The sequence below is a fragment of the Mycobacterium sp. 852002-10029_SCH5224772 genome (genome assembly GCF_001667315.1).
Lineage (GTDB): Bacteria > Actinomycetota > Actinomycetes > Mycobacteriales > Mycobacteriaceae > Mycobacterium.
This window is the reverse complement of the sequence record NZ_LZHT01000106.1, coordinates 30808-45261: the sequence shown is the minus strand read 5'-3', so window position 1 is coordinate 45261 and position 14454 is coordinate 30808. Positions and strand designations below refer to the sequence as shown.

General features: G+C 65.6%; 14 protein-coding genes. 4 read left to right on the top strand and 10 right to left on the bottom strand.

What is annotated here, in order from left to right; genetic code table 11:
* Nucleotides 1-137 precede the first annotated feature (137 nt).
* From A5775_RS18545 to A5775_RS18535, 3 genes are read right to left on the bottom strand one after another with little or no spacing between them, the layout of a single operon-like run.
* Nucleotides 138-632, bottom strand: coding sequence for a gluconokinase (locus tag A5775_RS18545; protein ID WP_067255584.1), 495 nt, complete (start codon nt 630-632; stop codon nt 138-140).
* Nucleotides 629-2677 carry a phosphotransferase gene (locus A5775_RS18540; RefSeq protein WP_067255582.1) on the bottom strand — a complete coding sequence of 683 codons (2049 nt, stop codon included), beginning with the start codon at nt 2675-2677 and terminating at the stop codon, nt 629-631. Before A5775_RS18540 ends, A5775_RS18545 begins: the two co-directional genes overlap by 4 nt.
* An 18-nt stretch (nt 2678-2695) precedes the next feature.
* The gene (locus tag A5775_RS18535; RefSeq protein ID WP_067255580.1) at nt 2696-4213 is read right to left on the bottom strand and encodes a carboxylesterase/lipase family protein; all 1518 of its coding nucleotides are present in this window, start codon (nt 4211-4213) and stop codon (nt 2696-2698) included.
* Nucleotides 4214-4292: 79 nt separating this feature from the next.
* Here A5775_RS18535 and A5775_RS18530 point away from each other — a divergent pair, with 79 nt between their 5' ends.
* A complete protein-coding gene (locus tag A5775_RS18530) occupies nt 4293-4973 on the top strand; it encodes a hypothetical protein (protein WP_197512720.1) in 681 nt (226 codons plus the stop codon).
* On the opposite strand, the gene A5775_RS18525 is transcribed toward A5775_RS18530, so the two are convergent.
* Nucleotides 4963-5946, bottom strand: a complete 984-nt coding sequence (locus A5775_RS18525) for an SDR family NAD(P)-dependent oxidoreductase (RefSeq protein WP_231995218.1) — start codon at nt 5944-5946, stop codon at nt 4963-4965. The two genes, A5775_RS18530 and A5775_RS18525, sit on opposite strands and share 11 nt — an antisense overlap.
* Entirely contained in the window at nt 5946-7169 is a 1224-nt protein-coding gene (locus A5775_RS18520) for a cytochrome P450 (protein ID WP_197512718.1), read from the bottom strand. Before A5775_RS18520 ends, A5775_RS18525 begins: the two co-directional genes overlap by 1 nt.
* Before the next feature lie 92 nt (nt 7170-7261).
* Between A5775_RS18520 and A5775_RS18515 the strand changes: the two genes are divergently transcribed.
* On the top strand, nt 7262-7891 hold the full coding sequence (locus tag A5775_RS18515; protein WP_067255575.1) for a TetR/AcrR family transcriptional regulator: 630 nt from the start codon (nt 7262-7264) through the stop codon (nt 7889-7891).
* Nucleotides 7892-7903: 12 nt separating this feature from the next.
* Here A5775_RS18515 and A5775_RS18510 read toward each other — a convergent pair whose 3' ends face one another.
* The 4 genes from A5775_RS18510 to A5775_RS18495 all read right to left on the bottom strand — a co-directional run bounded on the left by A5775_RS18510 (nt 7904) and on the right by A5775_RS18495 (nt 11378).
* Entirely contained in the window at nt 7904-8524 is a 621-nt protein-coding gene (locus A5775_RS18510; RefSeq protein WP_067255573.1) for a hypothetical protein, read from the bottom strand.
* Nucleotides 8525-8624: 100 nt separating this feature from the next.
* Entirely contained in the window at nt 8625-9443 is an 819-nt protein-coding gene (locus A5775_RS18505; protein ID WP_082953072.1) for a mycofactocin-coupled SDR family oxidoreductase, read from the bottom strand.
* Nucleotide 9444: 1 nt separating this feature from the next.
* On the bottom strand, nt 9445-10527 hold the full coding sequence (locus tag A5775_RS18500) for a dihydrodipicolinate reductase (RefSeq protein WP_067255569.1): 1083 nt from the start codon (nt 10525-10527) through the stop codon (nt 9445-9447).
* A gap of 62 nt (nt 10528-10589) precedes the next feature.
* Complete coding sequence (locus A5775_RS18495) at nt 10590-11378, bottom strand: SDR family NAD(P)-dependent oxidoreductase (protein WP_067255566.1); 789 nt, start codon at nt 11376-11378, stop codon at nt 10590-10592.
* Between the two features lie 208 nt (nt 11379-11586).
* On the opposite strand from A5775_RS18495, the gene A5775_RS18490 reads away from it, so the two are divergent.
* Complete coding sequence (locus tag A5775_RS18490; protein ID WP_067255563.1) at nt 11587-12186, top strand: TetR/AcrR family transcriptional regulator; 600 nt, start codon at nt 11587-11589, stop codon at nt 12184-12186.
* A gap of 12 nt (nt 12187-12198) precedes the next feature.
* On the opposite strand, the gene A5775_RS18485 is transcribed toward A5775_RS18490, so the two are convergent.
* On the bottom strand, nt 12199-13302 hold the full coding sequence (locus A5775_RS18485) for a dihydrodipicolinate reductase (RefSeq protein ID WP_067255560.1): 1104 nt from the start codon (nt 13300-13302) through the stop codon (nt 12199-12201).
* A gap of 387 nt (nt 13303-13689) precedes the next feature.
* Between A5775_RS18485 and A5775_RS18480 the strand changes: the two genes are divergently transcribed.
* The gene (locus A5775_RS18480) at nt 13690-14337 is read left to right on the top strand and encodes a hypothetical protein (RefSeq protein ID WP_156660774.1); all 648 of its coding nucleotides are present in this window, start codon (nt 13690-13692) and stop codon (nt 14335-14337) included.
* Nucleotides 14338-14454: the final 117 nt, after the last annotated feature.

Sequence of the window (14454 nt, the reverse complement as noted above, 5' to 3'; positions counted from 1 at the left end):
GGCGGTGCGGGTCACCGAGCGCGTCGGAGATGGACGAAAAAATTAGAGGTTAGGGGAATTCGTACCTAACCCCCACGCGACGCAGCCCGGCCTCACAGCGCCAAACCATGCCGGGTCCGCATTTTTGACCGAGGACGCTAGCGGCGCGTTTTCAGGATGGCGTCGATGATCGCGTCGACATCGTCTCCGGCGTCGACGGTCATGCCGGCCTCGTCGGGGGCGAGGGCCTCCAGCGTGCCCAATTGCGACCGCAGCAGCGCGGCCGGCATGAAGTGGTTGGTCCGGGCCGCCAGCCGGCGGCCGATCAGTTCGGCCGAACCGGACAGATGCAGGAATTCGACGCCAGGGCAGTGCGCGCGCAGCTGGTCGCGATACTGCCTTTTCAGCGCCGAGCAACTCACCACACCGCCGCCGCGATGACCGGTCAGCCATTCGCCGACTTTTTCCAGCCAGGGATAGCGGTCGTCGTCGTCGAGCGGTTCGCCGGCCGCCATCTTGGCGACGTTGGCGGCCGGGTGCAGGGTGTCGGCGTCGACGAACGGGACCCGCATACGTTGCGCGAGCGCCGCCCCGACCGTCGATTTGCCCGATCCGGATACGCCCATCACCACGACGGGGGCCGTTCCGCTCACCCGGTGTGTTCGCCGAGGTTGCGGTTCCATTCCAGCCAACCGACACCGCTGCGTCCGTCGGCGGTGGTGATGCTGGCCCACACGCGGGGGAACTGGCTGACCCGTCCGTCCGCGGCGACGAGCCGGACCGGCGCCTGGCCGCGGACGTCAACGTCGGCGGTGATCTCCCCCGGGTTGAGCGTCAATGTCGCGTTCAGCGGTAACCCGTTGCCGGCGAAGGACTCTCGTGAGTCGACGGTCTGCAGCTCGGTGACCCGGCCGTCGGCGTCTTGGGTGTAGCCGATGCTGAACGCGGGTGCGCCGGGAATGCGGATGTTGACACCGTGCAGATGGGTGCCGTCGTCCAGATGCAGCGCGCTCCAAATCCAATCCATGCTCCACCAATCGCGCACACCCCAGGAGTGATCACGCTGGCCGGGAACGGAATCGACGCGGTAGCTGGTCCCGTCGATGGTGATGGCGCCCGAGACGGTGCACGGAATCTCATACCGCGTCGTCAGCCCGTACTTGTACGGGGTGCCGTCGGTGTCCCACACCAGGTTCATCGTCATCTCGACGGGCGTGCCGGATTCCCCGCGCAACAACGCCGCCGGGTCGGCGTAGGACTGACCCCGCGCGCGCAGGTCGACGCGGTAGCTCCGCAATGGCGCACCGACGGAATGGCCGAGCTCGAACTCATCGGTGCGCACCGTCCACGGGTCCGCTGGCATCCGAACCTGCGCCTCGACGGCGACGGTGGGCATGTCGGGCCCGCACAACAGCACATGAACCCATGCGGTCTGCTCGTTGGCCACCAGGCCCAGGCGGAACCAGCCACCCAATCCCTGTGCGGGATCGGCGAAGTCGGCGTACCAACTCTCGCTCCACAGCGGTTCGGCGGTGGGATCGTGGGCGAGTTCATCCTCGGGCGAGGGTTGCAACGGCTCGGGCGCCACCGCGGCCGGCAGCGTCGCCAGCGCGTCCGTGTCGAGCACATGATCGCAGTGCCGACGCAGCATCGTCATGAACATCTGGTCGCCACGGTCGGTGCGCTCCACCAGCATCGAGGAGACGATCGCCATCATCACGCCGAAAAAGCTCTGCCGGCGCACGCCGTCGGCGACGTCGGCCAGGGTGATGGGCGCGTCGGGTCCCAGCGCTTCGCAGTAAGCCCGCAGCAGCGCATCGTAATGCTTCCGACGGTCCTCGGTGGGCAGCGCGCACCCGAGGAAGTAGGACAGGTCGGTCAGCGCCGGACCCCAGGACACGGTTTGCCAATCGACCACCGTCAACGCGCGGTCGGCACCGGCGGTACCGAACAACATGTTGTCCAACCGGTAGTCGCCGTGCACCAGGCCCTGGATGCGGCCCTGCGCGGAAGCCCCCGCCGCCTCCTGTTCCGAAGCCAGGTAGCCGTCGAATGCGGCCACCAGCCGTTCACACACCACACGGTGCTCGGGTGCGATCTGGTCGCCGTAGCGGTCGACGAAACCCGCGTACAGCGGGGTGATCATCGCCTGGTTCAGCGGCGCGTCACGGTTGAGCCACGGCGCTTCGGCCAGCGAGACGTCGCCGAGCAGCGGGCCGTGCAGCCGGCCCAGTTCGACGGCGCCGAGGCGGGCCTGTTCGATTGTGGCGCCGGCGATTTCGTCGCCCACGACGGCCGGTCCGGCGTCGCCCAGCAGCAGGTCGAACACACCCGTCGAGGTGTCGACCGCCGCGTGGTAGCAGGGCGCGATCGGTCCACCCAGGCGCGGCGCGATGTCGCCGTAGAAGCGGACCTCCCGCTCGTAGAGTCCCAGCGCCAGACCGGTCTGCCGGCTCACCGGGTCGGTGGCCGCAACCTTGAGCACCACCGACTCGGGCCTACTGAGCGGCCCCTCGCCGTCGGCGTCGCCGTCGGCGTCGGCATAGCTGAGCCGGACGCGGTAGCACTCACTCATCTGGCCGGTACCGATGCGCTCGACCGAGAAATCGGCGATGGGTCCGGTGCCGATCACCGCGGTCAACCAGGAGGCGGTGAGGTCACTGGGTCGTTCGATGACTTGCGCGGTCTCGGTGTGCATGAGGGTTAGCGTGCCAGGTCACTGTGCGAGTGAGAAGCCGTCCCAGGCCATCCGGCGGTGCGGGTGTGGATCGAACTCGACGCGGGATTTCCGGTCGAAGACCAGCACGGCGCGATCGGCGGCGTTGTAGCGGGGCCAGTCCTCGCCCGGGACCCCGGTGCGGCTGAAGGCGCGCCAGCGCCGTTGCACCTGATTGCTGACCCGCAACGCGGCCCGTCGATCCGCCGCCGCGGTCAACAGCGCGCCGAATCTGGTGCGGTAGACGTCGAAGACGGCCAGCAACTCGGTGGCATGGGTGGCGCCGAAGCCGGACCAGCGCAGCGTGCGCGGGGCGTAGTCATATCGGTAGAGGTAGGTCGGCGCGTGCGTACAGTGCGCGTCGGCGATCTGCCAGGCCGCCGAGCCGAACGCGAAGTCACCGCCGAGCTGGATGCACGCCGCCCGCTCGGGATAGTCCGGGTATGCGGCGGTGATGCGTTCGCGGATGGCGGGTTCCGCCTCGGCCAGCAGCTCTTCGACCATCGATTCGTTGATCGGCAACATCGCCAGGAACCGGGTGAACAGCCGTCCCTCTTCGGCGTTGGTGCCCACGATGAGCGGCACCGGATGCGCCTCGCCGCGCCGCATCGCCTCGACGGGATCCATGGGCAGGATGTCGTCACCGACGACGGGGCCAATCGGGAAGGCGCCCAACCTGTTCTGCATGCCCTCGTCGATCAATGCGTGCTGGGTTTGTACCAGTTGGGCCGCCGACACCCGCATCAGCGCGTCGGCCGCATCCTGCTTGCGTACGCCGAGCAGGCCGGCGAAGCGGTTCGCGAACTCGGCGGCGACCTCTTTCGACCGCACCAGGCCCGAGGCGGGGCTCTCCGAAATCGCCCGGGTGAACAGGCCTTCGGCGGCGGGCACCGCCAGCAAGGATGCGGTGATGCACGCGCCGGCGCTCTCGCCGAAAATCGTCACATTGTCCGGGTCGCCGCCGAAGCCGGCGATGTTGTCGCGCACCCATTGCAGCGCCAGCACCAGATCGCGCAGGTACAGGTTGCTGTCGATGGTGGTCTCGCGGGTCGATAGCGACGAGAAATCCACACATCCCAGCGCGCCCAGGCGGTAATTCACCGACACGTACACACACCCCCGGCGTGCCAGCGCCGCCCCGTCGTACAGCGGGGTCGCCGAGCTGCCCAGGAAATACCCGCCGCCGTGGATGAAGAGCATGACCGGTAGCGGCCCCTCGGCGGCGGCCTCGGGGGCCACGACGTTGAGGGTGAGGCAATCTTCGCTCATCGGCTGGTAGCGGCCTCCGAAACCCGACAAGCCGAGCAGGGTGTAGCGGCGCTGCTGGGGCGCGCAATTGGCGAAGCCGTGGCAGTGCCGGACCCCCGACCAGGGCGCCGCGGGCTGCGGCGCCCGGAAGCGCAGCTTTCCCACGGGTGGACGGGCGTACGGGATCGACCGCCACCGATTGACCCCGTCGCGGGTGAAGCCTTCGACGGTGCCGAGGGCCGTGCGTGCGCGGACAGTCCGGTCATGCATCACCCGACGGTAACCGACATGACGGTCGTAACGCGCGCGCAGCGCCTTAGTTTCCCGGCGCGGCGGTTAGCCTGACTGCATGCGGATAGCTGCGATGATCGCCGCGTCGTTACTGGTCGCCGGGTGCTCACACACCACGGGCAGCCACTCGGAGTCGACGCCCAGCGCCACCCCGACATCCGCCGGGGCCGCCGCCGGCCCGTCGGGAAGCAAACCGGCTGCAGGAGCCACGGCGCCGGGCGACGGTGCCGCGATGTCTGACGTCATCACGTGGATAGAGGCGGGCCACCGCGCCGATCCGGCTCGCTACCACACGGCCACCCGCGACGGCGCGGCCACACCCTTGGGCAACGACATCGCCCTGGCGGGTGCGGCCGGCAAAGTCTCCTGCATGACGGATGCCCAACACAGCGGCGGCGCCCTGAATTGCCTGGTGAAGCTGACCACTCCGCCCCCGGCGCCCGCGACGGCCTACGGCGAATGGCAGGGCGGCTGGGTCACCTTCGACGGGGTGAACCTGCAGGTGGGAGCCGCCCGGGCCGACCCCGGGCCGTTCGTCAACGGCAACGGACCGGAACTGGCGAACGGGGATTCGCTGTCGTTCGGTGACTATCGGTGCCGCGCCGACCAAGCCGGCTTGTATTGCGTGAACTACGCGCACCAGTCGGCGGTACGTTTTGCCGCCGCCGGCATCCAGCCCTTTGGCTGTCTGAAGTCGGTACCGCCGCCCGACGGGGTCGGCGCGGCGTTCAGCTGCTGAGTCCGCCCATGATGCTTGCGAAGAGCTCGCTCATCTCGTCACCCGGCCCGCCGGGAACGGTGTACCCGGCCTCGTCGCGGATCTCGTCGAGGTGATCGCGCACGTCCTCGACGGATAGCCCGGGACGGTAGAAACCCTTCGTTCTGCCGATGAAGAACCGTGCGACGTGGCCCGCGCCCACCGTGTAGATCTCACCCGAAACCGGGCAATCCTGGTGGGTGAGGAAGGCCGCGACGGGCGCAACCTGCCCCGGGTCCAGTTTCTGGAGGTATTGGCCCACAAGGTCATTCAACACCGCCTGTGACGCCGCATCACTGCCGACGGCGTGCTGACCGGTGGCCCCGTCGAGCGAATAGCCCAACATCCGCGTGTAGGCGATCGGCGAAATGGCGTTGACCTTGATGCCGTGTGCGGCCCCTTCGGCCCCGAGCACCCGCGTCAAGCCCACCAATCCGGCTTTCGCCGCGCCATAGTTGCTCATGCGTTCGGCGCCAAGGATTCCCGCGGCCGAGCAGGTGTTGAGCACGCGACCGTACCGTTGCTCCCGCATGATCTTCCACGCGGGACGAGTCACATAAAACGCGCCCTTGAGGTGCACATCCACCAGCGGTTCGAGCCGCTCGGCGGTCATGTCCTCGAACGGCGCGTCACCGACGATTCCCGCATTGTTGATCACGATGTCGACGCGCCCCCAGGCGCGCAGGGCGGTATCGATGATCGCCTGCGCACCATCGGGATTCGTGACGCTGTGACCGTCGGCGATCGCCTCACCTCCCCGCTTTCGGATCTCCTCCACGACGGCGCTCGCCGCCTCGGCGTTCGAGCCGTCCCCGGTCACCGACCCGCCCGTGTCGTTGACCACGACGCGCGCCCCGCGCCACGCGAGAAGCAGCGCGTACTCCCTGCCCAATCCCCCGGCGGCGCCCGTTACCACGGCCACCTGTTCGTCGAACCGCAACGGCATGGTCGCCATCACCAGGTGACCGGAAGCTCTTTCATGCCGTAGATATCGGCATCTTTGAAACTCAACTCCTCCGGCGGAACGGCCAGTTTCAGCCCCGGCAGCCGCCGCGCGAGAGTGGCGAACGCGACCTGCATCTCGACGCGGGCCAGGTTGGCCCCGATGCATTGGTGCACGCCATAGCCGAAACCCAAGTGCCCGCGCGTGTTTCGATCGATGTCGAAACTGTCTGGATCGTCGACGAATTCGGTGTCCCAGTTCCCGGCGGGCAGGTTCATCATCACGAACTCTCCGGCCCGGATCAACTGGCCGCCGATCACAAGATCCTCGGTCGCCACGCGGTCGACCTGGCTGTGCACGATGCTGAGATAGCGCATGAGCTCTTCGACGATGTTCGCGACGACGGCGGCATCGTCGGTCTGGCCGAGCCGCTCGAAAGCAGTTGGATGCTGCAGCAGCGCAACCGTTCCCAGCGAGATCATGTTGGCGGTGGTCTCGTGGCCGGCCTGCATCATGATCACACTGTTCATCGCCGTGGTCGCGTGATCGAGTTGACCCGTCGCGACGTAATCGGTGATCAGCCGGCTGATCAGATCGTCGCCGGGTTCGCGCTCCTTGCGCTGCACCAACTCCTGAATGTAGGCGTACATCGCCCCGAAGGCCTGCCCCTTTTCCGCGTCTGTCGTCTTCTGGTCGAGCCCGGCGGTGGTGTTGTGCTGAAAGAGCTCGAGATCCTCGGGCGGCACTCCCAGCAGCAGCGCGATCACCAACGATGGTACCGGTAAGGCGAATTCACGCACCAGGTCCGCCGGTGGCCCCACGGCGATCATTTCGTCGAGAAAGTGGTCGACCGTCTCTTGGATGTGCGGCCGCATCGATTCGCAACGCCGGAAGGTGAAGTTGCCGGTCATCATTCGCCGGATCCGATGATGCTCGGGATCGTCGGTGCGCGCGAACATCACGGGAATCTTGTTGTCGGCGTCGGTGGGCATGACGGAGTCAGGAATGGTCTTCGCGGACAAGCGCGGATCGACGAGCGCGGCCCTGATGTCCTGGTAGCGGCTCACCACCCAGACCGGGTTGCCATGGAACATCGCTCGTCGCAGCCCGGGTTCTTCCCGCCAGCTCGCGAACTCTACGGGCGACGCGAGCGGGCACTGCGCGGGACGCGGCACAGGCAGCGCCGGAAGCGCGGCGCCGGAGCAGGAGTCGGAGGTCTCGAAAGATATTGACATAACCCGCGTTTCCCATTAAGTGTCAGTTACCTGCCAGTTGTAGAGCGTAAAGCGACGGTTGCCGGTAGTCAACCGTCAGTTACGCTGTCACAATGACCGCGGTGGAAGACCGGCCGTTACGGGCGGACGCGGCACGCAACGTCGAGCGCATCCTGCGCGCAGCGCGTGAGGTATACGGCGAGTTGGGCCCCGACGCCCCGTTGGAGGCGATCGCCCGGCGGGCCGGCGTCGGTGAACGAACCCTCTACCGCAGGTTCCCCACCAAGGCGGACCTCGTCCTGGCGGCGCTGGAACAGAGCATCGCCGAGGATCTCACCCCGGTGATCGACAGCGCCCGCCGCGCAAAGGATCCATTGCGCGGCCTCACCCAACTGATCGAAGCGGCGATATCGCTGGGCGCCCGCGAACACAGCCTGCTGTCCGCAGCGCGCCGAACCGGGTCACTCACGTCCGACATCTCGGTGTCGCTCAACGCTGCGCTCGGCGAACTTGCCCGCAAAGGCCAGCAAGTCGGCACCATCCGCGCCGACCTGGTCAGCGACGACCTGCCTCGCCTGATCGCGATGCTCTTCACCGTGCTGTCGACGATGGATTCGGACAGCGACGGCTGGCGACGCTATGTCGCCCTTGTTATCGACGCGATATCGGTCGATGAGCGACAGCCATTGCCGCCGGCCGCCGCGCTGCGCTACACGCTGCAACCCGACGGCTGGCCCCCGTGAAGGCGCGGCAGCTCAGCTAGCCGGCAGGCCCGCCTGGATGGCGGCGTCCTGCTTGCGGGCGAGATCGAGCAGGATGTCGCCCGGCGTGGGATTGCCTGTGACACAGTCGAATTCCAGGTCGGCCATGGCCCTGCCCTCGACGAATACCGCCTCGGAGATCTCCATCGGGTTGGCCGGGTCGGTGCCCTGCCCGATCACCATGAATCCGTTGGTGCCGACGTCGATGGGCTGCTGCTCGCCGCTGACCTTCTTGCCGACGACGTCCCGCATGTTCGCCGCCGTCCTGTCGGCCGTCGCTGCATCGGGAAAGACCGCAATCGTGTCGATGATGGTGCGCTTGCCGTCGGGGTTCTTGAAGACCTGCCCCACGCCGACGATGCCGCCCGGATTCTGGCTGGGCGGTCCGTCAGCCGTGGCGTGGGGGCCGACGTCGGCGGGCTTGATCAGCAAGGAGCTGTAGTTCGCCGGCGCCCCGGGCGAGGGCGGGGCACTCGACGAGACAGCCGCGCTCGACGACGAGGCCGAGCCCGATGCCGCCGTCGAGTTCTTGTCCTCGCCGCAACCCGCCATCGCGGCGCTGAGCAGCATCGCGGTTGCCGCCAGACCAAGCGCGGACGTCCGGACGTCAGTCATAAGCCCTCCTTTCGAGGTCAGCTATTTCTATCTCGTACCCCACCGACGCGCAGCATGAACACGCAAACTGCCTTCGGGGCCGGCGTTGCCGCGTTTCGCTCTAATTGATCGTCACGCCGGCGTCGACTTTGAACTCGAGCCCCGTGACGTATCGGGACTCGTCCGAGAGCAGGAACAGCACTGCGCTGCTGACGTCGGCGGGCTCGACGGCCGGCGTGGGCATCGCATTGACGAAGATGGGAATGAGATCGGACCGATGCTCTCCCAAGAGGGGCCCGAACGACAGCGGAACCATCCCGGTGGGAACGCCGGTGGGAAGCACGGTGTTGACGCGCACGTTCTGTGCCGCCAGTTCGTTCGCCAACGCCAGCGTCAAGCCGACGACCCCGTGCTTGGCGGCCGTGTAGGGCGTCTGCAGCGGAAAGCCTTTGATCGCACCGGCGGAGCTGATGTTGACCAGGCTGCCTCCACCCTGCTCAAGCAGGTGCGGTATCGCGGCGGCACAGGTGTTCCAGACGCCGATCAGGTTCACGTCGACAACCGTGCGCCACTGATCGGCGGTGGTCTTGTCCCATGGCGCCACCGTGAGCACGCCGGCGTTGGCGACCGCGCCGTCCAGCCCGCCCAGCTCGCTGACTCCCTCGTCGACCGCGGAGCGTAGTCGCACCTCGTCACGAACGTCGACGACGCGACTCACACAGCGACGGCCGAAATCTCGTACCAGCCTTGTCGTTTCGGCTAGATCGTCATCGGTGGCCAAGGGATACTCAATCTGCGGCAAGGATTGGCAGATGTCGACGAGGATGAGGTCCGCACCCTCCTGCGCCAGCCGCAGCGCATGGCCGCGCCCCATGCCGCGAGCGGCGCCGGTGATCAGAATGCGTTTACCGGCAACGCGTCCTGGAGCTGAGGCCGTCAGTTCACCGCTCGTTCCACATCAGCCCGCGCATCGTCGCCGACAGCGGGATGTCCTCGACACCGATCAGTCCCGATGGCGCACTGCACACCCAGTCGATCGCATTGACGGCCCGGCCGGCCGTCGAGATACAGCCGGCATCGGTGGAATCCAGCACCGGATGGGACACGTGGGTGTTGATCTCAACCCGCGGTTCACCCTCGACGACGACGCGGTGCACGCCGGTGTGGCCCGAGGGCGGGAACTCCCAGTCGGGTGCCGCAGCCTGGGTAAGCCTGGTGACGTGCTCGAGGGTGATCACCGGTTCGCCGTCGCGCACGCCCTCGGTGGCAAAGCGCACCGCGGCCATCTGTCCGGGCTCAACCGTCATCATCGTGCACTCGATGCGTTCGGGGGTATACCAAGGTTCGACGCGCTGGCGCACCTCGTCGAGCTTGATGTCGAGATGGTCAGCCAGGCTGCGCACCTGACCGCCCCACATCGACACGATCACCCCGGGTAAAAACATCATCGGTGAGTCGTCGTTCGGTGTGGACCCGAATCCCATTGCCGCACCCGTGAACTCGGCGTCATCGTAGTTGCCGTAGTCGAAGATTTCCTGCACGGTGATCGAAGAGACGCGCGTAGTGAGGCTGACCGCGGAATGCACCAATGTGTCGCCGGAGAAGCCCGGGTCGATGCCGTTGACGTAGAGCGAAGTATTGCCGGCCGCACATGCGGCTTCCAGAGGCGCGCGCAACCAATCCTCGGCGTGGCGGGGCGTCACCAGCCAGACCATCGACGTGCCAACGACGTTGATGCCCGCGGCGAGGAACTTGGCCATCTGCTCGATGGCTTCGATGGGCCGTGTCTCGCCCTGCGATGTGTAGACGACACAATCGGCGCCGAGGTTGAGCAGCGTGTCGATATCGTCGGTGGCGATGATGCCGGTCGGTTCGTCCAGCCCGCAGAGCTGCGCCGCGTCCTTGCCGATCTTGTCGGCGCTGGCGGCGTGCACGCCAACCAGTTCCAGATCCGGTCGTCCGATGATGGCCCGCAACGAATGCCGACCCACATTTCCGGTGGAGAACTGTATGACTCTACGCACTGACCCTCATCCTTCCGACCGCGAGCGATGACCCATCATGACGCGTTGCATCGCGGTCCAGGTCAGTAATCGGGGATTGGCAACGGCGAATTGTTCGAGTCGATGCCGCCGTCGACGTGGAAGATCGCGTTCGTCGCGTAGCAGTCCCGCGTGCTCAGGTATACCGTGAGCCGCCCGAGATCCTCGACGTCACCCAGCCGATGCAGCGGTGTGGCCTCCTGCATTTTCTCCAGCGAGCCGGGCATCAAGTCCAGGCTGCCCCGCAGCCCATCGGTGGCGAACGAACCCAACGCAATGGCGTTGACGCGGATCTTTGGCGCGAGTTCCTGTGCCATGGCGCGGGTAAGTGCCTCGAGGCCGCCCTTGGCGACGCAATAGGCGGTCAACGCGCGGATGCCGAACCGGGCGGAACCGGACGAGATGTTGACGATGGATCCGCGTCCCGCGCTGAGCATGTGCGGGGCCACGAGTTGGCTCATGATGAACGCGGACGTCACGCACCAGTCGAAGGTGTGCCGGAAGTCCTCGTCGGTGATGTCCAAGAACCGCGCGTAGGTGGAGCCGCCGACATTGTTGACGAGAATGTCGATGCGGCCGAACCGCTCCATCGCGGTGTTGACGACGCGCTCTGAATCGGCACGACTCATCGCATCCGCGACGAGCGCCAGCCCCTTGCCACCCGCGGCCTCGATACCCTCAATTGTGCCAACGATATCCGCCTCGGTGCGGGCGGTCCCGACAACCGTGGCGCCGGCTTCCGCCAACACCCGGGCGATGCCCGCCCCGACGCCCTTCCCGGCGCCCGTGACGATCGCGACCTGCCCATCCAGCTGGAACTGTTCCAACGCCATGCCGAGCTCCTTCGATCGCGCGTGGGTGCGCCGTTCAATCTATGAAGCCTGCTGACTAAAGTCAACGACTCGGTCGAATTGCCATCGACAAGGCCTCCGATTGTCAGAGGATGATCAAGTTGTGCAAGCGTTTCTGACCCGGACACGGCATAATGGGGCGGTGAGCACCGGAACTCTCGCATGAGTCGGGTCAACCGTGAGGAAAGAAATGGCTGTGACGGATCGCCTGTCGGCACGGGAAGCAAAGCGCTTGCAGACGAGGGAGCGATTGATGGGCGCCGCGATCGCGGAGTTCGCTCGCGCCGGCATGGCCGAGGCCGATGTCAGTGCCATCGTGGCCGCCGCAGGAGTCGCGCATGGGACCTTCTTCTTTCACTTCCCCACCAAGGAACATGTGCTGCTGGAGTTGGAACGCCGCGAAGAGGACCGCATCGCCAAGCAATTCGCGCAATCCTTGAAGTCCAAGCACGATCTTGTTTCCGCATTGAATGAGGCGGTGCGCCTGGTGGTCGGGTTGGAACGTCGCCTGGGCGATCGGCTCTTCAATGATTTTCTCGCGCTGCACTTCTCCCAAACCCGCCCGCAAACAGAAGACGGCAGGGATCACCCGTTGATCGTCTTGGTCGCCCGGGAAATCACGCAGGCGCAAGAACGCGGTGAGACGGATCGGCACGTCAATCCCATGAACAGTGCGGTGTTCTTCTTGTTGGGTCTCTACGCCCTGTTGATCACGACCAACCACTGGCCTACTGGCCACACCCTGCTGGAAGACTTCGTCGCGAGGACAGTGCGAAGTTTGAAGCCCTGAGGCGCCTCGACGCTAGGGCCGTATGACGCCACGCAGCGGCATCAGGCCGAGTTCCTTGTGGGACATGAATCCCGGCGGAGCGTCGCAGACCGCGGGAATGGCGTTCGCCGGGCCCATCGCGGTCCAGGTGTAGCCGGGCAACGCGTAACCGCCATTCGGGTCTTGGGCTCCCTGCAGGATCAGTTCGGTGGAGGAATCACCCTCGATCACTATCCGGTAGTGGTAATGCTGGGGCCAATCTTCTTGCGGTTCAATGGCGTCGAAGGTGTCCATCGTGTAGATCTCGTGAAAAACGATAAGGGGCTTGCCGTCCACCCACGCCGTCCACTCGTGGTGCTGGCGTGCGACAGTTCCCTTTTTGATGACGCCCTTGAAGCCGGGCATGTCGCTGTTCTCCCCTCCCTCGAAGGGGATATCGCGGGTGGCGGTCCCGAGCTCTACCTCAGTAGTGTATTTCTCGACTGTTTTACCCATTCCCTCGACGACCATTGCCATCGACTGGGCGAACAACGGCCATGCTTGCCCCAACAGATTTGGGCCATCCTCAAACCCGGCCGGATCGCTTCCCATTCCCATCTCGAACAGGTACTTCAGGGTGTCCCGGCCGAAATTCACCACCTCGTAGATGTGAATAGTGTCGATCTGACTGACGATTCGAGCCAACGTCAGGACGAGCAGGTCTCCGGCAAACCCCGGGTTGACACCACCGGCATGAAACGATGTGCCGCCCTCGCGGCAGGCGGCATCGATCTTGTCGATGTCCGCCTGACTGTGCTCGGTCCGATACCACCACGCCCCACCCGACGCGACGACATTCTTGCCGCCGCGCAGTAAGCGGCACACCTCGTCGGGGTCCGACCATAACGGCGCATAGAAGACGCAGTCGGCGTCGAGCGCCTCGATGGCATCCTTGTCGGTGGTGGCCCGCACGCCGGTCGGCGGTTTGCCGCAGAGCTCACCGGCGTCCTTGCCGACCTTCTCGGGTCGATTGCACAGGACTCCGACCAGTTCGTAGGCAGGATTATGCACGAAGTGCCGGAGCGCTATCGTCCCGACATTGCCGACGCCCCATTGGATTACGCGATATTTCTTCTCAGCCGGCGACTTGAGCGTCATCGCTACTCCTTTGCATGGCCAGAACGCTTGAGCGCTCGCTGAGCGTAGGCGTCTCCCGAAGGGCGTGTCAACGATTGCAAGCTGACTTTCGTCAGTGCGATTGCCATGGCGCTCCGGCGCCTATGGCGGCCCGGAACGCCGGCATTAGTGCTGTGCCGCGTCATAACTGCCAGTACCGCGGAGGATCTCGCCGGATGATTGCCGCGAATTCATCAGCGTCTTATGCTGACTGTAGTCAGCCTGTTATAGTGCACTCGCCGATCCAATCAGTGTCGATGGCGGGGAGGGTTCGTGGATTTGCCGAAGCTGCATCAGCGCGATGCCGGGATTGGTGCAGCCACCCGTTCGCCTGGCTCTGGCCCAACGGGCCTGACCATCGACGAGCACATGGAACGCTCACAGATGGCGCAGCACCGGGCCGACAAATGGCTTATCTCGGGCAGTCTCCTGATCGGCACCGCGGCCCTGGGCGTTTTCGGGCTGCCCCTGTTTCTCTGGGGAGTGCGATTGCTGCGCCGGGCACAACGAGACGGCCTCTCCGTTCGGCCGATGCTGGTCACCCTGCTCGGCTATCTCGTCATCATCGACGCCGCCATCAACACCGTCGGCTGGGCCCTTGACCTGGTAGCCAACCACACGCTGCTGGCCCGCGTGCTGCTCAACGGGTGGGGCAACATGTTCGACGCCGGTTATTTCTGGCATTACAACGAGTTGTGGGTCGGCGGCGCGGCCGGCCCCGGCGAGAAGGCCCTGGAGGTCGGCCTCATCCTGACCGTGTTCACCATGCGGATCGCCGCTGCCATCGGCTTTCTACAGATGAAACGCTGGGGCCACCAGTGGATGGTCATCACCTGCTGGATGGGGGTGGTCATCTGGATTACCTACGTCTTCAACATGACCATGTTCGCCGACGTGCGCTTTGCCGGCGTCGTGCTGCCGGTCGTCGGCTGGTGGCTCTACGACATCTTCTACATCACCCCGTTCCTGGCCATCCCCTATCTGCACACCGTCAACCGTGAACTCTTTTCCGACTGAAATGCCGTACGCGCCTTTGGCTCACGAGAGTTTTGGAAAGCTCAGCACGCATCACCTGACCACGTCACCGAGGAGGTCACATCGTGGGTTATCTGTGGGAGATCCTTCGCTATGTCG